19 protein-coding genes are annotated in these 19,770 nt (G+C 62.5%); 4 read left to right on the top strand and 15 right to left on the bottom strand.

Features of this window, described 5'->3' with window-relative positions:
- Positions 1-31: 31 nt before the first annotated feature.
- The 5 genes from GRI32_RS03350 to GRI32_RS03330 are packed head-to-tail and all read right to left on the bottom strand — an operon-like array spanning position 32 to position 5,834.
- A complete protein-coding gene (locus GRI32_RS03350) occupies positions 32-592 on the bottom strand; it encodes a hypothetical protein (protein ID WP_237437363.1) in 561 nt (186 codons plus the stop codon).
- A 10-nt stretch (positions 593-602) separates the two neighbouring features.
- Positions 603-1,994: an MATE family efflux transporter gene (locus GRI32_RS03345; RefSeq protein WP_237437362.1), complete on the bottom strand. Its 1,392-nt coding sequence runs from the start codon at positions 1,992-1,994 to the stop codon at positions 603-605.
- 10 nt (positions 1,995-2,004) lie between these two features.
- Positions 2,005-3,258 (bottom strand): SAM-dependent methyltransferase, encoded by a 1,254-nt coding sequence (locus GRI32_RS03340; RefSeq protein WP_160589722.1) that lies wholly within the window; start codon positions 3,256-3,258, stop codon positions 2,005-2,007.
- Between the two features lie 18 nt (positions 3,259-3,276).
- A complete protein-coding gene (locus GRI32_RS03335) occupies positions 3,277-4,497 on the bottom strand; it encodes a PQQ-dependent sugar dehydrogenase (RefSeq protein WP_160589721.1) in 1,221 nt (406 codons plus the stop codon).
- Between the two features lie 38 nt (positions 4,498-4,535).
- Positions 4,536-5,834, bottom strand: a complete 1,299-nt coding sequence (locus GRI32_RS03330; protein WP_160589720.1) for an SAM-dependent methyltransferase — start codon at positions 5,832-5,834, stop codon at positions 4,536-4,538.
- Positions 5,835-5,923: 89 nt separating this feature from the next.
- Between GRI32_RS03330 and GRI32_RS03325 the strand changes: the two genes are divergently transcribed.
- On the top strand, positions 5,924-6,358 hold the full coding sequence (locus GRI32_RS03325; protein ID WP_160589719.1) for a DUF1801 domain-containing protein: 435 nt from the start codon (positions 5,924-5,926) through the stop codon (positions 6,356-6,358).
- Between the two features lie 3 nt (positions 6,359-6,361).
- Here the strand turns inward: GRI32_RS03325 and GRI32_RS03320 are convergent, their stop codons facing one another.
- Genes GRI32_RS03320 through GRI32_RS03310 form a run of 3 tightly spaced genes read right to left on the bottom strand, consistent with a single transcriptional unit; the run spans position 6,362 to position 8,563 of the window.
- On the bottom strand, positions 6,362-7,105 hold the full coding sequence (locus GRI32_RS03320; RefSeq protein WP_160589718.1) for a molybdopterin-dependent oxidoreductase: 744 nt from the start codon (positions 7,103-7,105) through the stop codon (positions 6,362-6,364).
- Positions 7,092-7,787 (bottom strand): cytochrome b/b6 domain-containing protein, encoded by a 696-nt coding sequence (locus GRI32_RS03315; protein WP_160589717.1) that lies wholly within the window; start codon positions 7,785-7,787, stop codon positions 7,092-7,094. Before GRI32_RS03315 ends, GRI32_RS03320 begins: the two co-directional genes overlap by 14 nt.
- Positions 7,788-7,789: 2 nt before the next feature.
- Positions 7,790-8,563, bottom strand: a complete 774-nt coding sequence (locus tag GRI32_RS03310; protein WP_160589716.1) for an SDR family oxidoreductase — start codon at positions 8,561-8,563, stop codon at positions 7,790-7,792.
- A 150-nt stretch (positions 8,564-8,713) separates the two neighbouring features.
- Here GRI32_RS03310 and GRI32_RS03305 point away from each other — a divergent pair, with 150 nt between their 5' ends.
- Positions 8,714-9,955, top strand: coding sequence for a PQQ-dependent sugar dehydrogenase (locus GRI32_RS03305; RefSeq protein WP_160589715.1), 1,242 nt, complete (start codon positions 8,714-8,716; stop codon positions 9,953-9,955).
- Positions 9,956-9,982: 27 nt separating this feature from the next.
- Here the strand turns inward: GRI32_RS03305 and GRI32_RS03300 are convergent, their stop codons facing one another.
- Complete coding sequence (locus GRI32_RS03300) at positions 9,983-12,040, bottom strand: NAD(+) synthase (RefSeq protein ID WP_160590219.1); 2,058 nt, start codon at positions 12,038-12,040, stop codon at positions 9,983-9,985.
- A gap of 359 nt (positions 12,041-12,399) precedes the next feature.
- Between GRI32_RS03300 and GRI32_RS03295 the strand changes: the two genes are divergently transcribed.
- Positions 12,400-13,644 carry an MFS transporter gene (locus tag GRI32_RS03295; RefSeq protein ID WP_160589714.1) on the top strand — a complete coding sequence of 415 codons (1,245 nt, stop codon included), beginning with the start codon at positions 12,400-12,402 and terminating at the stop codon, positions 13,642-13,644.
- A 10-nt stretch (positions 13,645-13,654) separates the two neighbouring features.
- Here GRI32_RS03295 and GRI32_RS03290 read toward each other — a convergent pair whose 3' ends face one another.
- The 5 genes from GRI32_RS03290 to rlmN all read right to left on the bottom strand — a co-directional run bounded on the left by GRI32_RS03290 (position 13,655) and on the right by rlmN (position 18,149).
- Positions 13,655-14,857 carry an amidohydrolase family protein gene (locus GRI32_RS03290; protein ID WP_202385920.1) on the bottom strand — a complete coding sequence of 401 codons (1,203 nt, stop codon included), beginning with the start codon at positions 14,855-14,857 and terminating at the stop codon, positions 13,655-13,657.
- Between the two features lie 219 nt (positions 14,858-15,076).
- Positions 15,077-15,502, bottom strand: a complete 426-nt coding sequence (locus tag GRI32_RS03285) for a glycine zipper 2TM domain-containing protein (protein ID WP_160589713.1) — start codon at positions 15,500-15,502, stop codon at positions 15,077-15,079.
- 146 nt (positions 15,503-15,648) lie between these two features.
- Positions 15,649-16,299 carry an MOSC domain-containing protein gene (locus GRI32_RS03280; RefSeq protein WP_160589712.1) on the bottom strand — a complete coding sequence of 217 codons (651 nt, stop codon included), beginning with the start codon at positions 16,297-16,299 and terminating at the stop codon, positions 15,649-15,651.
- A complete protein-coding gene (locus GRI32_RS03275; protein WP_202385919.1) occupies positions 16,296-16,895 on the bottom strand; it encodes a class I SAM-dependent methyltransferase in 600 nt (199 codons plus the stop codon). Before GRI32_RS03275 ends, GRI32_RS03280 begins: the two co-directional genes overlap by 4 nt.
- A gap of 12 nt (positions 16,896-16,907) precedes the next feature.
- A complete protein-coding gene (gene rlmN, locus GRI32_RS03270; protein ID WP_160589711.1) occupies positions 16,908-18,149 on the bottom strand; it encodes a dual-specificity RNA methyltransferase RlmN in 1,242 nt (413 codons plus the stop codon).
- Positions 18,150-18,426: 277 nt separating this feature from the next.
- On the opposite strand from rlmN, the gene GRI32_RS03265 reads away from it, so the two are divergent.
- Positions 18,427-19,089: an outer membrane protein gene (locus GRI32_RS03265; protein WP_160589710.1), complete on the top strand. Its 663-nt coding sequence runs from the start codon at positions 18,427-18,429 to the stop codon at positions 19,087-19,089.
- Between the two features lie 71 nt (positions 19,090-19,160).
- Here GRI32_RS03265 and GRI32_RS03260 read toward each other — a convergent pair whose 3' ends face one another.
- Positions 19,161-19,655, bottom strand: coding sequence for an invasion associated locus B family protein (locus GRI32_RS03260; protein WP_160589709.1), 495 nt, complete (start codon positions 19,653-19,655; stop codon positions 19,161-19,163).
- Positions 19,656-19,770 lie beyond the last annotated feature (115 nt).

Genomic DNA, 19,770 nt, shown 5'->3' with positions numbered 1-19,770 from the left:
CTTGTCGCAACGCAGATCACCAATCAGATGGTCAATCAATCTCGCGGGCGTGCAGTTGCGGGTTGTTGCGGGTGATGTAATTGAGCCAGGCCTTCGGGCGGCGGAGGAAGTCTTCGGGCACATCGACCTGCAGGCCGACAAGCTGGGCCATGCGGGCAACGAAGTGGATGCAATTGCGCTCGTCCAGATCGTAATATCGCCCCGGATGGTTGCGCCAGCGCTCCACCTCGGCCCGCAGTTCACGGTATTTCGTATCGGATACGGTGATGGTGAAGTGGCGGTTGGTGTCCGCGATCGTGCGCTGTTCCTCCACGATGATCTCATGTTCAGCCGGGCCGCTGGTTATCGCCTGCGTGGTATATTTGGCAGAGAAGCCGAAATTCTCATTCACCATCTGGCCGGTGTCATCCAGCACGCCCTGGAACACCACGAAGGTGTGCGGATAGCGGCCCCACAGGACCGATCCGTTGAAGCTGTGAAAGGACACTTGCACAGCGGCCTGCGCGGGCACGCTGGCCATGAGACTGATGCCAAGCACCAGCACCAGCGCGCCAAGCCATCGGGTTATCGATTTGATTCGCAGGTGAGCCATGTTCATGGTCCTATTGAGCATTGTTGTGGGGTCCCTCGTCAAGCATCTTTGCTGCATCGCCGCAATCTAGCGAACGAAGCAGGCCCGGAAGGTAAAGCGCAAGCGCACCGGCACGAAAGAAATAGCTCGCTGAAAAGGCGATCCATACGCCCAGATTTTCTTGCGGCCTCATTACCAGGTCCAGCGCCAGATAGAGCAGCGTTGCCAATACGCCGGCATTGCGCAGCGCGCGGCCACGCGTGGCGCCGATGAAGATGCCGTCGAGCAGCCAGCTGGGCATGCCGATCAGCGGCACCAGCGCAGCGAAGGGCATGAAGCGCATCGCCTCTGCCCGGACCAGCGGATCGGTGGTGATGAAGCCGATCACCGCCGGACCGCCAATCAGGAACACCGCACTCAGCACCAGCGCCGCGGCCAGGGAAAACTCGCCCGCCAGCCTGACCGCGCGCAGGAAAGTGGCCTTGGACCGCGCGCCGATGGCATTGCCCACGCGGCTCTCCGCCGTGAAGGCAAAGGCATCGAGCACGAAGGCGGCCATGTTGATGAATTGCAGCAGCACATGGTTGGCCGCCAACTGCACCGTGCCCAGCCGCGCCCCGGCATTGGCGTACCAGGTGAACATGAACAGCAGCGCGAGCGTGCGGATCATGATGTCCCGGTTGACTGCGAACAGCCGTTTCAAGGCTGCAGGATCGATGATGGCGCTGCGCGGCATGCGGCGGATGATGGCGGCAAAGGACCCGCCCGCAACGCGGCCTGCCAGCACAAGGCCCACTGCCAGCGCGGTCCATTCTGCCAGCGCGGTGCCGATGCCCACGCCAGCCGCGCCCATGTCATATCCCCACACCAGCACCAGATCGGCGATGACGTTGACGATGTTCATGACGATTTGCAGCACCAGCGCGGACCGCGTGCGACCAAGGCCCAGCAGCCAGCCATTGATGGCAAAGACGCACAGGGCAGCGGGCGCGCCAAAGAAGCGGGCGGAGACATACTGGCTGGCCTCAGCCGTCACATCCTCGCCCCCGGCCAGCAGTGAGAAGGCAAGGCTGCCCAGCGGCCATTGCAGCGCCAGCAGGGCAAGGCCAATGCCAAAGCCGATCAGCAGCGCCCGCAGCAGCAGCGCCTCCACCTCCTGCCGGTCATTCGCTCCATCCGCCTGGGCGGTCAGGCCGGTCATGCCCATGCGCAGAAAGCCAAAGCTCCAGAATATCAGGCCGATCACCGTCGCGCCCAGTGCCACGCCGGCCAGCGCGGCAGCATCGCCCGTGCGCCCGATAACGGTGGCATCCACCACGCCCACCAGCGGGATCGAGGCCTGCCCCAGCATGATGGGCCAGGCCTGCGCGAAAATGCTCGCGCGGGTCAGCGGTGTGGATTGGGAATGGGCGGTCTGGGCCATGCGGCGGGCCTCAGCTGTTCAGCAGGCGCTTCTCTGCCTCTTCGATATAGCTGCGCGTCAGCGGCAGGGCGTGGCGATCGCGCACATACTGAATCTGGTAATTGCACATCGATCCATGCTCGAACGCGGTGGCCGCGCCCGCCAGATAGAAGGTCCACAGGCGATAGAAGCGCGCATCCATCAGCGCCTCTATCTCGGTCTGCTTGTCCACGCAGCGCACATACCATTCACGAATGGTGCGCGCATAATGCAGCCGCAGCGTCTCCACATCGCTGGCGATCAGGCGCACTTTCTCGCTCGCCGCCACGGTCTCGCTCAGCGCGGGGATATAGCCGCCGGGGAAGATCCATTTGTCGGTAAAGGCATCGGTGCGTCCGGGCGTTCCCATGCGGCCGATCGTGTGCATCAGGAAGGCGCCGTCCGGGCTGAGCATGTTGGCGCAGGCGCGAAAATACGTCTCGAACTGCGGCACACCGACGTGTTCGAACATGCCGACAGAAACGATCCGGTCGAATGTGGCCCCGCGCGCGGCAAGATCGCGGTAATCGACCAGCTCGAAGGTGACGCGGTCGGCCACGCCGGCGGCCTCTGCGCGCTTGCGGGCCAGTGCGAGCTGTTCCTCGCTCAGCGTGATGCCCAGCACGGTCACATCGGCGCGGCTGGCAAGGAAGATCGCCATGCCGCCCCAGCCGCAGCCAATATCCAGCACCGTGTTGCCGGGCTGCAGTTTCAGCTTGGCGGCGATATGCGCCAGCTTGGCTTCCTGCGCCTGCGCCAGTGTTTCGGTCTCATCCGTCCAATAGGCACAGCTGTACTGCATATGCTCCGGGTCGAGCATCAGCTGGTACAGATCATTGCCGATATCATAGTGATGGGCGACGTTGCTCTTGCTGCTGCCCGGCTTGTTGACGCTGCGCAGGGCAGAGCTGATCCGGCCCTTTATGCGCCGCGGCAGGGAGGGCGGGGCGAGGCGGATATTGTCTTCCCAGCGATTGTTGGCCCGCATCAGCGACACCAGACCCATCACATCGCCATGTTCGATCACGATGCGCCCGTCCATGAAGGCCTCCCCCACACCAAGGCGGGGGTCGAGCAAGATGTCGCGCGCCACCTTCTTGTCGACAAAGCGCACGCCAATATCGGGGAAGCCCTGCGTCGGCGTTCCAAATGTGCGGGTAACGCCGCTGGCATGGGTGACACGCAGGCTGCCCTTGCGGACGAGCTTGCCGAGCAATCGATCGATCAGTTTTTCAGAAGCAGACATATCATGCGCCCTAGCGCGCTATTCGCCGGGCGCAATGCGCAGCACGGCATTCTCATTGCCATCGGTGAGAACATAGATCAGCCCGTCGGGGCCTTGCACCACGTCTCGAATGCGCTGGTGCAGCTGGGTCAGCAGGCGCTCGCGGCGCAGCTCGCCGAACTGGTCGTTGAAGACAATCCGCTCCAGCCCGCCGGTAAAGTTGATCTCTCCGCGCCGGGCGCTGCCGATGAACAGGTTGCCCTGCCACGCCGGAAATGCCGCGCCTGTATAGAACAGCAGGCCGGAGGGCGCGATGGACGGCTGCCACAGCAACAGCGGATCGGTAATGCCCTCTCCCTGCATGGGGACACCCATCGGCGTGCCATCGTAATTGCGCCCGAAGGTATAGGCGGGCCAGCCATAATTGCCGCCCGCACGGATCAGATTGACCTCATCGCCGCCATTGGGGCCATGCTCGGCAGTGAACACATCGCCATTTGCCGGGTGAATGGTCAGGCCGTGCTGGTCCCGGTGGCCAAGCGAGTAGATGGCGGGATGCGCGCCTGCCTGCCCCACAAAGGGATTGTCCGCCGGGATCGAGCCATAGGTGTTGATCCGCAGCACCTTGCCATGCGGGCTGGCCATGTCCTGTCCGGAGGCACCAAAGGGCGCCCCGGTGGCAATCCAGATGATCCCATCGGCGGTGACCTGCAGCCGCGATCCGCCCGCATAACCGGGTTCCTCCATGGCGAAGACGGTCGTCACGCCGGACAGGCCATCAGCCGTAAGCCTGCCGCGCATGATCGCAAGGCGGCCCTGCTGGGGCGGTTCTTCCGGGTTCTCGGCATTGGGAACGGGAATATTCCACGTCCAGTAGATCAGGCCGTTGCTGGCAAAACCGGGATCGACGGCGAGATCGTGCAGGCCGAAATTGCCCTGCGATGTGCCCGGCTGCGGCATTCCGGCAATCGGCGCGGTGTCCATCACCGCGCCCGGTGTGATCGCCGCGCGGATGATCCTGAGATTGCCTGCGCGCTCCGCCACCAGCAGATCGCCATTGGGCAGGAATTCCATCGCGAACGGGCGCCCGAAATCCTTCGCCACCACGGATACGGCGATGCCGTGCACTTCGGCGGTGTCAAAGTGATAAGGCTCTGCCGCCAGCGTGACCGGAGAAATGCCCACGGGCGGGGGCTGCTGGGCCAGCGCGGCAGCAGGGCTGAGCAGAGCAAGCGCAACCAGAGCAGATCGTCGTTTCATCGCGCTTGTTCCCTACTTTTGGCCTACTCCGCCGCTTCCTACTCCGCCGCTTCCTTCAGTGCCGGATCGAGATGCCACACGGGCGGCTCTTCCAGTGCGCGCAGGCGGGCGCTTTCCTCATAGACATAGTCGCCTGTCATCGGGATTGCGGCGCGGTCCTTCACATACTGGATCTGCCAGTTGACCAGCGTGCCGTTGCGGAAGCTCTGTTCGGCCCCGGCGAGGTAGAACAGCCACATCTTGTAGAACTTCTCGTCATACATCTCGGTAATTTCTTCCCGGTGCATGACGGTGCGCTTGTACCATTCCTCCAGCGTGTGGCTGTAGTGGAAGCGCATCGCCTCCACGTCCATGATCTGCCAGCCGGCCTTCTCGCTCTCCGTCACCAATTCGGACAGGGCGGGGATATAGCCGCCGGGGAAGATGTACTTGCGCGTCCACGCATCGGTAAAGCCGGGAGGGCCCGCGCGGCCGCAGCAATGGCTGAACATCACCCCGTCATGGACCAGCAGCTGATGCGTCTTCTTCATGAACTGCGGGTAGTGCGGCGTGCCGACATGCTCCAGCAGGCCGACAGAGCTGATGCGATCGAACTCGCCCTCGACATCGCGGTAATCCATCAGCGCGAACTTGACCTTGTCATCCACGCCCAGCGCCTTCGCGCGTTCCTTGCAGAAGGCGATCTGGTCAGGCGCAAGGGCAACGCCCAGCACTTCGCAGCCGTAATGCTTGTGCAGGTACAGCGCCAGGCCGCCCCAGCCGCAGCCGACATCCAGAACGCGCAAGGGGCGATCCATCTCTCGCGCCTTCTGCATATACATCTTGGCGGCGATGTGGGCTTTCTTGTCCAGCTGGGCCTTTTCCAGGCTGTCATTCAGGTCGCGGTGATAGCCCATGGTGTACTGCCGGTCCTCATCCAGGAACAGCTCATACAGGCGGCGCGTCAGATTATAGGTGTGCTCGGCATTCTTGCGTGCCTTGCTTTTCAGATTGATGCTGTCGGCCTTGGCGGCGGCCTTCTGCGCCATCCGCTTCAGCGGTCCCTGCGGTTGCAGGGCGCGGTCGCCATGCGCCTTTGACTGGGCGGTGACGAACAGGATCATGTCGCGAATGTCATGCGGCGGATCGACGTGCAGCCAGCCCCACATGAAAGCCTCGCCAGCGCCAACCTGCGGATAGCGGGCAATATGACCCGAAGCCTTCTTGTTGGTCAGGCGCACATGAATCGGATCGCCATCGCCGCCGGGACCATATTCATAGGTCTTGCCATCATAGTCGGTGATTATCAGCTGTCCGCTACGGATCAGCTTGTTCAGCATTTTGTCGAGCAGCCACATGAGCGGCACGTCTCCCCCAGTTGGAATGTCAGTACGCAGGTTTGAATGCCGCCTTGCAGCCTGTCAATCGCCCGATAAGATGCCGCGCCATGTCGACCAACAAGACCCAGCCAACGCAGACCAGCGCAGATGCCTTTATCGCGGCGGTGGAACACCCTGGAAAACGCGAGGATGCAAAAGTCCTCGATGCGCTATTTCGCAATGTCACCGGCGTCGATCCGGTGATGTGGGGGCCAACGATCATCGGCTATGGCAGCTATCATTATAGATACGACAGCGGGCGTGAAGGTGACATCTGCCGCGTGGGCTTTTCACCGCGCAAGGCAAAGCATTCGCTCTACCTGCTTAGCTGTTCGGCCGCTGGTGATGAGGCGCCATTCGCTGCCCTGCGTGAAAAGATGGGCAAATACAGTCGCGGCAAGGGCTGTCTGTATGTCAACAAGCTGGCCGATATCGATCTGGCCGTGCTGGAGCAGATGATCGCGCTGTCGTGGAATAATTCGCTGGAGCGCTATCCCGGTTAGGCGTCAGATCCCCGCATACCACTGGTATCCGGCGCGATCTTCCCAATATCCGCCCTTGCCATCGCCCACCTGCTCCAGACTGGAGACGAGTTCGATTCCGGTCAGATATTTGGGGTGCTTGTAGCCCAGCTGCCGTTCGATCCGCATGCGCAAGGGCGCGCCATTGATCACCGGCAGCCGCTCTCCATTCAGCAGATGCGCCACGATTGTCTGGGGATGACGGGCATCATCCATGTCGCAGCTCTCGTAATAGTCAGCGCCGCTGAGCTTGTCCGCGCAATGGAAGATGGCGAAGTTCGCCCCGTCCTCCACGCCTGCCATATCCAGAATGGCGGACAGCTGCGGACCGGTCCATTCGCCGATCGCGCTCCAGCCTTCCACACAGTCATGCCGGGTGATCTGCGTGCGCTGGGGCAGGGCGCGGATATCGTCCATCGACAGGCTCAGCGGATTGTCGACAAGGCCGGTGACGGCCAATTGCCACTGGGCAAAACCGCCAGCCAGTGCTTCGGCATATTCGGGTGTTTCGACATTGGTGCTGCCATTGCCGCGAAAGAAGGGCGAGATGTCCGCCCGGGTGAATTCCGGCGCCATGGTGATACGCCCCATGCCCAGCGCGCGGTGAATGCCGCGATGCCAGCTCTCTGCGGTATCGACAACCGAACCGAACAGCTCGCTGTCACCGATCTTCGAACAGCCGGCCACGAAAGCCGCGCCCATTGCGGCCAGGAAATTACGCCGCTTCATCGTGCTCGCCTCCGGTAATCATCTCGTGAAGCTGTTTGATCGGGTTCGACAGCAGGACCAGCACAACATGCACCACGAAGAAGCCGAACAGTCCGAAGGCGCACAGGAAATGGATCGAACGCGCGCTCTGCCTGCCGCCCAGCAGCTCTGCCAGCCAGGGCAGGGCAGCTTCCGCGCCGGGGCTCATCACCAGGCCGGTAAAGATCATCAGCGGCAGCAGGATGAAGATCACCGCACCATAGGTCGCCTTTTGCAGGAAATTGAACTTGCCCGCGCCATGATCGAAATTCAGCTTCAGGTGCTGGCGAATGTCATGCCAGATCGCAGACGGCTTCCAGTCGGCCAGGCGGGTGAACAGGTCGCGCCGGAAATGGCCGTTCATCACCGCGCGGATCATGAACACCAGCAGGCCAAGGGCGAAGACCCAGGCGAACACCACGTGCCAGTCGCGCGCGGAGGCGAGGCTGTAATAGCCCGGAATAGTGGCCCAGCCGGGAAAGCGCGGGACGGACAGCCATGCCTGCTCCGCCGCAAATCCCCAGTCGCCCCAATACAGGCGCGGGTGGGCGTTGGAGATGTTGAGGCCGGACATGAACAATATGCTCACGCTGAGCACGTTGACCCAGTGCCAGATGCGCGTGGACAGCGCGTGGCGCTTCTTCGGCTTGTTCGGATTGGCCATTGTTAATCCTCTCCACGCGCAAGATACAGCACGTCGCGCGGTTGCGACAGCAGATGTTGGCCTGAATCGACAAATATCGCCTGCCCGCTGGTGAGCGGTCCTGCGGCCATGAACAGCGCCGCATCGGCAATCTCCGCCGCAGCGGTGCGCCGACCCAGCAGGTTCATCCGGTGCGATGTTTCGGCTTCGGCAGGGGTCTGGTCATGGCTGGCCAGAATGGCGCCGGGCGCAAGGCGATAGACGCGGTCATCGGGCTCGCAAGCCATGGCCATCATCCGCGCTGCGCCATCGGCGGCATATTTGCTCATCGTGTAGCTGAAGAAATCCGGATTGGGATTGGCCAGCTTCTGGTCGGTCAGCTGAATCACCCGCCGCCCCGCGCATGATCGGGCGCCGTTCAGGAAGGCCTGTGCCATGATGGCGGGAGTGACTGCGTTGACCTGCATGGCCATTGTGTTCGTGGCCGGATCGAGGGCGGTTACATCGTCCTCTGCAAAAACCGATGCATTGTTCACCAGCACGCGCCAGTCAGCCAGTTGCCCGGCCAGAGTTGCGATCATGGCCTTGGCCGCATCCCCATTGGCAAGGTCGCATTGCACCACTTGCGCGCTGGGCAGGCTGCTGGCGAGCGCCTGGGCTGCATCGAGGGATCTGTTGCAATGTACCACCACATGCCAGCCCGCGTCGCCAAAGCGGCGGGCGATTGCCGATCCGATCCTGCGCGCGGCCCCGGTGATCAGGACGGCCTTGGTCGTGGTGGGCGAGAATTCCTGCATAGGCTCCTTCCAGCACAGCCAGCCGGGATAAGAAAGTAAAGCCGCTGTGGTTCATTTCGGACAGAGTCATTGTGCCGCACGCAGCAAGTGCATAGGATACGGACAAAGGGCGGTCCCGATGAATGGACCGGCGGAGGGAAAGGACTGAATATGAAGGGTTTGAAGGCTCTGGCTGCCGTTTCGGCATTGGCTATGTGGAGCGCCGCGGCGATGGCACAGGATGCGCCGGCAGCGCCGCCTCCCGGTCCGCCGCCATTCCAGGGCACTGATCTGGCAACCGGGCCATGGTCGTTCCAGACCGCACAGGCCGATTTTGACGTCGATGTGGTCGCGCGCGGACTGGATCATCCGTGGGGCCTGGCCTTCCTGCCCGATGGCGGAATGCTGGTGACGGAACGCCCGGGCCGTCTGCGCCTCATTCGCAATGGCGTGCTCGATCCCACGCCGATTTCCGGCCTGCCGGATGTGTTCGCGGTCGGCATCGCCGGGCTGATGGATATCGCCCTGCATCCCGATTTTGCCGAGAACGGGCTGGTTTACATGGCCTATTCCAAGAACAGTCCTGACGGCAAGGAACAGGCGCTGGCCGTGATGCGGGCGCGCTGGGATGGCGCCCACGCGCTGACCAATGTCGAGGATATCTTCGTGTCCACGCCCTGGTACGGCTCCGAGACGCAGCCAGAACGCTGCTGCGGGCAGGGGCCGGCCTTCGGCTCCTTCGGCGGCCGCATCCTGTTCGATCCGGACGGCTATCTCTACATCACCAGCGGCGATCGCAATTACGGTGAGCTGGTGCGCGATCCGAGCAACCACATCGGCAAGATCCTGCGCCTCAACGATGACGGTTCCGTTCCTGCGGGCAATCCGTGGGTGGGCTTGGCAGGTCACGCGTCAGAAGTGTGGTCGACCGGCCACCGCAACCCGCTGGGCCTGACCTACAACACGCTGACCGGCGAAATCTGGGAGAGCGAGTTCGGTCCGCGCGGCGGGGACGAGGTCAACCGCATCACGCGCGGCGGCGATTACGGCTGGATCACGGTGACGCAGGGTTTTCATTACGATGGGACACAGCAGGAAGGCATCCGCAACCGTCCCGGCATGATCGATCCGGTGCTGGTCTATGGCCCGCCCTCGCTCAATCCGGGCAATCTGGCATTCTACGATGGCACGCAGTTCGCAAACTGGCACGGCGACCTGTTCCTCGCCAGCTTCACCCAGGGCCTGCTGCGCTATGACACGGACGTTGTCGGCATGCCGCGGGGTGAGCCTGAAATTCTGCTCAAGGATCTCGGCCAGCGCTGGCGCGATGTTCGCAACGGCCCGGACGGCAATCTGTATGTCCTGTCGGACATGGCCGATGGGGTGGTGCTCAGGATCAGTCCGGCGAACTAGCGCCAGCCCTATTGCGGAAGGCCAGCCCTAATGCGGCAGGTTCTGCCGCAATTCCTCCAGCCACACATCGGCCACGGCATCGCTCGGCGCGCGCCAGTCTCCGCGAGGGGACAGGGCGCCGCCGCTCGATACCTTGGGGCCGTTGGGAATGGCGCTGCGCTTGAACTGGCTGAACTGGAAGAAGCGCCGCAGGAAATTCTCCAGCCATTTGCTGATCGTGGCCAGATCGTACTGATTGCGCAGATCCGCCGGGAAATGCGGCGGCCATTCACCGCGGCTCGCATCGCGCCAGGCATGCCATGCCATGAAGGCGACCTTTGACGGGCTAAGGCCCCAGCGCATGATATTGTGCAGGAAGAAATCGTTCAGCTCGTAAGGCCCCACGGCGCTTTCGGTGCTTTGCACCGCGCCGTCTGCGCCGATCGGCACCAGTTCTGGCGTGATCTCCGTATTGAGCACGGCATCCAGTATCGCGTCGGTTTCATGAGTGAACTGCTCGGAGCGGATGGCCCAGCGGATCAGGTGCTGGATCAGCGTCTTGGGGACGCCGGAATTGACCGCATAGTGGCTCATATGGTCGCCCACGCCATAGGTGCACCAGCCCAAGGCCAGCTCCGAAAGGTCGCCCGTTCCGATCACAAAGCCATTGTGCTGCCCCGCCAGGCGGAACAGGTAATCGGTGCGCATGCCCGCCTGCACATTCTCGAACGTCACGTCATAGACCGGGTGACCATCGGCAAAGGCATGGCCGATATCCTCCAGCATCTTGTTGGCCGCCGGCCTGATGTCGATTTCCTCAGCCGTGACGTGGAATGCCTCCATCAGCTTCCAGGCGTTGGACTTGGTGTGCTCCGTGGTGCCGAAACCGGGCATGGTATAGGCGCGGATCATGCTGCGCGGCAGGTCCAGCCGGTCACAGCACTTGGCCGCCACGATCAGCGCATGGGTTGAATCCAGCCCGCCCGAAATGCCGATCACCAGGCTCATGGGACTGGTCGCCTCGACCCGCCGCATCAGCCCGTCCACCTGAATGTTGAAGGCTTCATAGCAATCCTCGTCCAGCCGGTTTTCCCGGTCAGGCACGAAGGGAAAGCGGGCGATAGGCCGGGTCAGGCCGATATCGCCATGTTCGGGATTATGCGGCATATCTATGAAACGAAAGCGCTTCTCCGGCCTTCCCGCTTCATCGATCGCATCGTCGAAAGTCTTGTGGCGGATGCGGTCGCCATAGATGCGCTCGCAATCGACATCGGCGATGCACAGTTCCGGGCGGCGGCGGAAGCGCTCGCTTTCCGCCAGCAATTCGCCCAGCTCATAAATCATGCCTTCGCCGTCCCACGCATGGTCGGTGGTGCTCTCGCCATGTCCGGCGGCGGAATAGACATAGGCGCAGGCAAGACGTGAGGATGAGCTGCGCGCCAGCAGGTGCCGCTCATCCGACTTGCCGATCACGATGTTGGAAGCGGACAAATTGGCGCAGATCGTCGCGCCTGCCAGCGCGCCTGCGATGGAGGGCGGGGCAGGTGACCACATGTCCTCGCAAATCTCGATATGCAGCTTGAAACGCTCATCGCGGGTCGATGCGAACAGCAGGTCCACGCCGAACGGCACAGCCTCGCCATTCACTGTGATCGTGCCGCCGGTGACATTGCGACCGGAGGCGTACCAGCGCTTCTCATAGAACTCGCGGTAATTGGGCAGGAAGCTCTTGGGCACAGCGCCCAGCAATCTGCCCGCGGCGATCACCAGCGCGCAATTATACAGCTGGCCATTGGCAAGCAGCGGTGCGCCGACCAGCAGTATGGGGGAAAGGTCGCGGCTGGCGGCAACGATCTGCGCCACCGCGCTCTCGACCTTTTTGAGGAACGCCGTCTGCATCACCAGATCATCCAGCATGTAGGAGGAGATGCACATTTCCGGATAGACCAGCAGGTCCACATGCGCCGCATGGGCGCGCTCCGACTCCTCGATGATACCGGCGGTGTTATAGGCGATGTCGGCGGTGCGGACCTGCGGCGTGCTGGTGGCCACGCGGACATAGCCGTGCCGGTGCATGTCGAAAAAGGGATGGGTGTCGCTGGTCATGCGGGGCGCTGCTTTCGAAATTGGCGTATCGGTTCCGGGGGCTGGTTCCAGCCAGTCTGCGGGATGGCATATGCCCAACTGGGCCAGGCGTTTCTGAATGGCCGGGCGGGCGATCTTGCCCTTGCTTTCCCAGCCATAGATGGTGCGGCTGGGCCAGGGTTTGGGCGCACCGAACCGCGCGCCAAAGTCCTCCGCCGAAAGCGGCGGCTGATGCGCTTCACGCCAGGCGCGCAGTTTCTGTCCGGCCAGATGCATGATGTTCAAGTATCCTAAAAGGATACGAAAGACAATGTGCATATATCTGCCGGGCGCGGCGCGGCATCTTGCTCACGGCAGGCAATCGCGCCACACCCATTGCGATGCAGAACTCCAAGACATTCGCGCCACTGCGGCACCGCGCCTTTCTGGTGCTCATCGCCGGCAGTCTGATGGCCAATCTGGGCAATACCATCCAGTCTGTCGGCGCATCCTGGCACCTGACACAGGCGGGCCAGCCTGCCGATATCGTGGCGCTGGTGCAGACCGCCTATAATCTGCCGATCATGTTGCTGGGCCTGCCCGCCGGGGCATGGGCGGATATGGTCGACAAGAAGAAGATCCTCATGGCCGCGCTGTCGGTGATGCTGCTGGCGTCGCTGCTGCTGGCGGTGCTGGTGCAGGCCGATGCGGCGGGACCGGCGGCGATCATCGTGCTCACCGCAGTGCTGGCTTGCGGGGTCGCCTGCATCATTCCGGCGGTGGCATCCTCGGTCAATTTCGTGGTCCCGCGCGCAGAGCTGGCCGCGGCGGTGGCGCTCAACATCCTTGGCTTCAACGTAGCGCGCAGCTTTGGTCCGGCGCTGGGCGGGGCGATCACATCGTGGGGCGGGGCCAGCGCGGCCTTCATCGCCAATGCCTCGGCCTATGCGCTGGTGATCGCGCTGCTGTGGCGCTGGCGCCTGCCGCCTGCGGAACCCAAGCCCAAGCGCAGGATCTGGCCGGTGATGGCAGAGGGGCTGCGCTTCGCGGTGGCGTCCCCGCAAGTGCGCAATATCATGATCCGCGGCTTCACCTTCACCTGCACCGGTGCGGCGGCGTGGGCGGTGATGCCGCTGTTCGCCAGCCAGACGCTGGGCGCAGGCTCATTCGTCTATGGCATCTTGCTGGCAGCGCTGGGCAGCGGGGCAGTGATCGGAGCGGCCAGCGCAACCTACTTCCGTTCCCGCTTCAATGCCGAGCAGATCATCCGCGCATCGGGCATTCTGTACGGTTCCGGCTGCGTTCTGGTGGCGCTCAACCCCGGTCTGATACCGATCCTGATCCTGCTGGTTCTTGCCGGGGCGGGCTGGGTTCAGGCGCTTTCCGGCTTTGCCGTGGCAGGCCAGATGTGGGCCCCGCGCGCCATCGTGGGCCGCGTGACCGCATTCGTCAGCAGCGTGACATTTGGCGGCATAGCGATCGGCAGCTGGCTGTGGGGCCATTTCGCCGACGCACACGGCATCGCCACCGCCTTCCTGGTATCGGGCGCGGCGATGATCGTCCTGCCGCTGCTCGGCCTGATCCTGCCCATGCCGGAGCATGGACCGGCCACTCCGATAGACGACACCCCGCAAAAGCCGGCCTGACAGCCTCAGCTCAGGCGGCGGCCTTTTCGTTGCCGATTGGCAGGCGGGCCTTCACCGTCGCCTGGCTGAGATCGAGGCCATAGAGCTTGGCAGCATTGCCGCCCACCAGGCCGCAGATGGTGCTCTGGTCCAGCTGGCTCATCGTCTCGGCAATGGTCTTGACCGAGTTGGGCCAGATGCTGTCGGGATGCGGATAGTCGCTGGCCCACAGCATGTTTTCCGGTCCCCAGAACTCGATCAGCCGCATCGCCGTGGGGCTTTGCTGGAAGGTGCCATAGACCTGCCGCTTGAACACTTCTGACGGCTTCATCTTGTGCGGAATACCGCCCTTGTCGTCCCAGAATTCCTTGCATTCCCACAGGCGGAAATGGCGGTAGTCCAGCTCTTCCACCACCCACGGAACCCAGCCGATGCCAGCCTCTGCAATCACGATCTTGAGATCCGGGTGCCGTTCCAGAATGCCCCAGGCGAACAGATCCACAAACGGATCGAGGAACTGGTCGATGAACATCTTGGCGTGCAGGAAAGTGGCGCCGGGGCTGCCCTTGTACTTGTCGAAGGCCTTGGTCACGCCGGGGAATACGGTAACGTGGAAGGACAGCACGATGCCCGATTTCTCCAGCAGGTCGAACAGCGGCTCCCACCGCTTGTCGTCCAGACGCGGCTCGGCCACGGCGATCTGCAGATTGGCCTGGCGGCATCCGCCCTTCCTGGCGAGGCGGGTGAGTTCTTCCACCGCCGCTTCTGGATGCGGGGGCAGCATGGCCACGCCGATCAGGCGATCCGGCGAAACCGGGCAGAATTCCTCATACAGCCAGTCATTATAGGCGGAATAGCAGGCCTTCATGAAAGCCTCATCCTGCGTCTTGATGCTGGTAACGGGGCCAAACACCAGATGCGCCCACACATTGTCGCGGTCCATGTCCTGCAGGCGCAGCTGCGGATTGCCCGCGCGCAGATCGGTCACATCCTCTATCCCACCGCGATCATAGGCGGTGTGGATAGGCTTGGGACCCTTGAAGCCCATCGGCTTGCCCGACCAGAAGCCCCAGCTCTCGCCATCGGCCATCCACAGGGCAGAGCCGTTCTCCTGCACCGCGATGCGAGGAGCGCGGTCGCCCCATTTCGCGCTCATGCGATCGGCCCACACATTGGCGGGCAGCATGTTCAAATCGAGGTGGTCATCGCAGGAGACCAAAGCGGTTTCGATCATTCGGGGACTCTCCGGTGTCACTATTTGACTTTGTCCGTATACTAACATTGCCGCCGTGACCATGCCTCCAAAAGGCACCTGCGATCAGGTCGGAAGGAAAGCGGGCAGGGCATGCGGGTAGGGCACGGGGCCAGCACTTTCCCCAAAGAGTTTGCGGCGCCCTCTCGAGGGGACAGAGAGGACGCCGCAAAGATCAGGACCGGGCAGTTGCTCGTATTATCAGCGGCAGCGCGCCTCACCGCGATCGATTTCGCGGCCGAGCAGACCACCAATGGCAGCGCCAAGGATCGTGCCGACGGCGCGGTCGCGCCCGCCGTCAATCTCGCGGCCCAGCAAGGCGCCGCCTGCGGCACCGATGATCAGGCCGGTCGTGCCATTATCACGCTTGCAGTAATAGCGGTTGTCGTCGCCGCGCCAGACGCGGTCATTGCGGCTGATACGGCGCGGTTCGATGTAGCGCCCGCGATCATCATAAACGCGGCTCTGGCGGCGATCGTCGCGCCGGTAATCGCGCCGGTCATCGCCGTGATGACGATCATTGTCGCGCTGGCCATAGGCAGGCGCCCAGCGGGGCGGGTCAGCGGCCGCAGGTGCTGCGGGAAGAACCATAGCGGCAGCGGCGATTGCTAGAATGCTCTTTCGCATGATGTGAACCTTTCGAATCCGGTTGTTGTTAAATCCCGAATGCTCGAAATCGTTCATGTATCCCCAACGTCAGATGAACGGCTTGTTGTAATAGGCAAGTCAGGGCAAAAAGTTCGAATATTGCGACGAGTGGAGGCTCTGCCCGCCTATTCCGCCGCCAGCCTGGCATGCAATTTGGCGCGCAATTTGTCTGCCAGCGGGCCCAGTTCGCTGATTTCCCGCAGCAAGGCCGGGTCCTGCGGGGTGGAGGTGCCCCAGATGGCTTCGAAGATGCGCGCCATGCTCCAGCCTTCGAGGCCATCATCGACCTTGCACAGCGTGTCCCCGGCCTGCGCCTCGCCTTCCTCGATCACGCGGTAGAACCAGCCGCAGCGCCCGCTGGCCATGATCGTCTTGACCATTTTCTTGCGGCCAAAGCGGTGCTCGATCTTCCAGCACGGCTGGCGCGGCTGGCAGGCTTCGATCAGCGCCGTGCCAAGGCGGTAGCGGTCACCCAGCAGCACTTCGCTTTCGGTCAGGCCGTGCACGGACAGGTTGGATCCGAAGGAGCCCGGCTCGCCCAGCAAGGGATGATCGCCCAATTGCTCGCGCCAGAAATCGTGATGGTCGAGCGGATAGTGATGCAGCGCCATGTCCGGCCCGCCGTGGTGGACCAGGTCCGCCTGCTCATCGCCTGCAAGCCCGGCGGCGGTAATGGGCAATGTGCCGGTAACGGCCTGCTTGGCGATCGCGCTCTGCTCATCGCCGCGAAAGGGGCGGGCGGAACCGGTGCACAGGGCGAGCACCTGATGGTTCATGCAGGTTTCTTGTGCATCGTTATCGCCATCCAGTCACGCATCACCTTGTCCAGCCCGCCATCTTCATACCGCAATACGTCGACAAAGTCCCAATCGGGAATGGCGGCATAGGCGGCGCGCAATTCCTCTTCAGGGGGGAAATTATACAGCCGCCCGAATGTGTCGCGCGCCTCGCCTTCACCCAGCTTGAAATTGGCATAATGCCAACCACCGGGCTTCAGTGCGCGGGCGATGCGGCGCAGGACATCGGGAAGGCCGTCGAAGGGCATATGGTGGATCGAGGCATGCGCCCAGACGGCGTCGTACTCTTCTACCGCGTCAAGCTCATCGAAACGCATGACCTGCACGGCAATGCCGATCCGCTCCTGACCTTTCTTCGCCATCGCGGCAGAACCGTCTGTCGGCACCACATCAAAGCCCCGCTTGAGCATATGCGCAGCATCCCTGCCACCGCCGCAGCCCAGTTCCAGAATGCGCGCGCCGGGCGCGAGGCGGCTGAGGAAGTTATCGAGGTGGCGGGCAGGCCCTTCGCGCCCGCTCAGCGTGTAGCTGGGAGCTTCGCGCTCATAGAAATCAAGGGTTGCCCTATCGCCCATTATTATCGCCTATTATTCTTGCGCCGCGCTCTCCGCCGCTTCGCGGTCACGCTCGGCGCGGCTTTTCTTCATGGCGGCGGTGCGCAGCTGGCCGCAGGCGGCATCGATATCGCGCCCGCGCGGGGTGCGGATCGGGCCGCTGATGCCCGCTTCGAAGATGATGTTGGAAAACGTCCGGATACGTTCCGGCGTGGAGCATTCATACGGCGCGCCGGGCCAAGGGTTGAACGGGATCAGGTTCACCTTTGCAGGCAGATTATAGTGCCGGATCAGGCGCACCAGCTCGCGCGCATCGGCATCGCTGTCATTCTTGTCCTTCAGCATCACATATTCGAACGTGATACGGCGGGCATTGCTGGCACCGGGATAGTCGGCACAGGCCTGGAGCAATTCCTCTATGCCGTATTTCTTGTTGATCGGCACGATCTCGTCGCGCACTTCCTTGGTCACGGCATGCAGGGAGACGGCGAGGTTGACGTTGATCTCCTCACCGCATTTGATCATCATCGGGACCACGCCGCTGGTGGAAAGCGTGATACGGCGGCGGGACAGGGCCAGACCTTCGCCGTCCATAACCAGCTTGAGCGCATCGCGCACGTTCTCGTAATTATAAAGCGGCTCACCCATGCCCATCATCACGATGTTGGTCAGCAGGCGGCCATCGGCGGTGTATTCGCTCTCGCTCTCATCGTCGGCGAAATCCATCTTGCCCTTGGGCCATTCGCCCAGCGCATCGCGCGCCAGCATCACCTGCCCGACGATTTCACCGGGAGTGAGGTTGCGTACCAGCCGCATCGTGCCGGTGTGGCAGAAGGTGCAGTTGAGCGTGCAGCCAACCTGCGAGGACACGCACAAGGTGCCGCGATCGGCATCGGGAATGAAGACCATTTCATAATCGTGGCCGTCATCGGTCCGCAGCAGCCATTTGCGCGTGCCGTCGGTGGAATGCTGCGCTTCAACCACGTCGGGACGGCCGATCACGAAGCGCTCGGTCAGCCAGGGCTGCATGGTCTTGGCGATATCGGTCATCTTGCCAAAGTCTGTCACGCCCCGGTGATACAGCCAGTGATAGACCTGCTTGGCCCGCAGCTTGGCCTGCTTGGCGTCCAGCCCGGCCTCGGCAAACAGTTCGGCTATCCGCTTCTTGGGCAGGCCGAGCACATCGACGCGGCCATCGGCACGCGGCGTGATATCGCGCGCGACGGGAACCGGATCGAATTGTCCGGCAATCGGCATAAGGGCAGTGTCTGGCATGGGGGGCATATAGGGTGGCGCGCCGCCCGACGCAAAACTTGTTCGCCAGTTCCCGGTGCCACGAAAAAAATTTGCCTGAATTTTGCTCGCGCGAACGTCGCAGGCAGCAAGCGGTTCCAACCGTTTGTCGATCAGGAAATGCAGTTGGTCGAACAAGTATGTTGCTAAAAAACAACAATTTATTTGTTGTGTGAGGTTCAGGAAACCAAGTGCGTTTCTACCCATTCAGCCAGTCCAAGCACGGCAAGACCGTGTGGACCAATGAATGGAGTTTACTATGAACAAGGGTCTCGCAATCATCCTCGCCGCCGCATCTGCCGGTGCTGTCGCAATGCCTGCCGCCGCGCAGGACAACACGGCCTTCACCGGCCCGCGCGCGGAAGTTCTGGCCGGATATGACATCGTGCGCCCCGGCAGCACGACCGACATCGACAACAACAACGATGTCGACCAGTCGATCGAAGACGTCACTTACGGCGTCGGCCTGGGCTATGATTTCGCCATGAATGGCGTGGTCGTGGGTGTCGAAGGCGAATGGATGGAATCCGAAGCCTCGACCGATTTTGACACCACCGGTTTCACCAATTTCGGTGTCGGCAATGTCGAAGCTGGCCGTGATCTCTATGTCGGTGCGCGTGTCGGCTTTCTCGCCACGCCCTCCACGCTGATCTATGCCAAGGGTGGCTACACCAATGCGCAGATGAACATCCTGGCCACTGACAACACCACCGATGTCGATACCGACGTCGATCTGGACGGCTGGCGCGTGGGTGCCGGCATTGAGCATGCCATCAACGAAAACCTCTTCCTGAAGGGCGAATATCGCTATTCGAACTACAAGGAAGGCGAATTCGAGGCTCCCAGCGGGCTGGAAAGCGATCGCTTCAATGTCGATCTCGACCGTCACCAGTTCGTGGTTGGTGTCGGATATCGCTTCTGATCAGGCGTTCCTGATCAGAATGAACAGGTGAAATGGCGGGCCGGGGAGCAATCTCCGGCCCGCTTTTCGTGTCAGCCGGCAGCGCAGCCCACGCTGGCGGCATCCATCGCCGTGGCGGCGCCATCAAGGCTGTAGCTGTCCGTGAACCGGCGCCCCTGCCTATCGCGCGAAGATACGCGCATGGTCGAGGCGACACGCATTTCGGCCACGATCCGGGCATCCATCTGCGCATCCTTCGCCCATGCATTGCCGTTGTCACCGCTCAGATCGAACCGGCTGCTGCCCATTGTCAGCGTGATCGCCGCACCATCGCGAACCTGCCGTGACAGGCGAAAGTGCACTTGCCCGCGGACCTGCCGCCTTGGCCATGTGCCAACGCTGGCAAAGGGATCGTATTCTCTCGAACGCGTTCCCGCTCCCGTGCCCTGCGCAGCGGCAATGGCATAGCAGCGCGGCATCTGCGCATCGCGAAACGCGCCCCAGTCGCCAAACACGCCAAGACTGTCCTTCGCCGCAAGGGGAGCGGCGATCAGGATCAGGGCAGATGCTGCAAGAATGAAGCGCATGTCCTTGCTCTAGCGTTCCCGGGTCCACGGGCAAGGGGGCGCGACATTCGTCCCGGTATTCGTCCCGGCATTCGTGGTGGTTTTCAGCCGGGCATTCAGCCCGCGCGATCGATCC

The organism is Alteraurantiacibacter aestuarii, from assembly GCF_009827405.1.
In the GTDB taxonomy this organism is placed as follows: domain Bacteria; phylum Pseudomonadota; class Alphaproteobacteria; order Sphingomonadales; family Sphingomonadaceae; genus Alteraurantiacibacter; species Alteraurantiacibacter aestuarii.
Note: the sequence above shows the minus strand (reverse complement) of the source record. Positions and strands in the feature narration are given on the sequence as shown.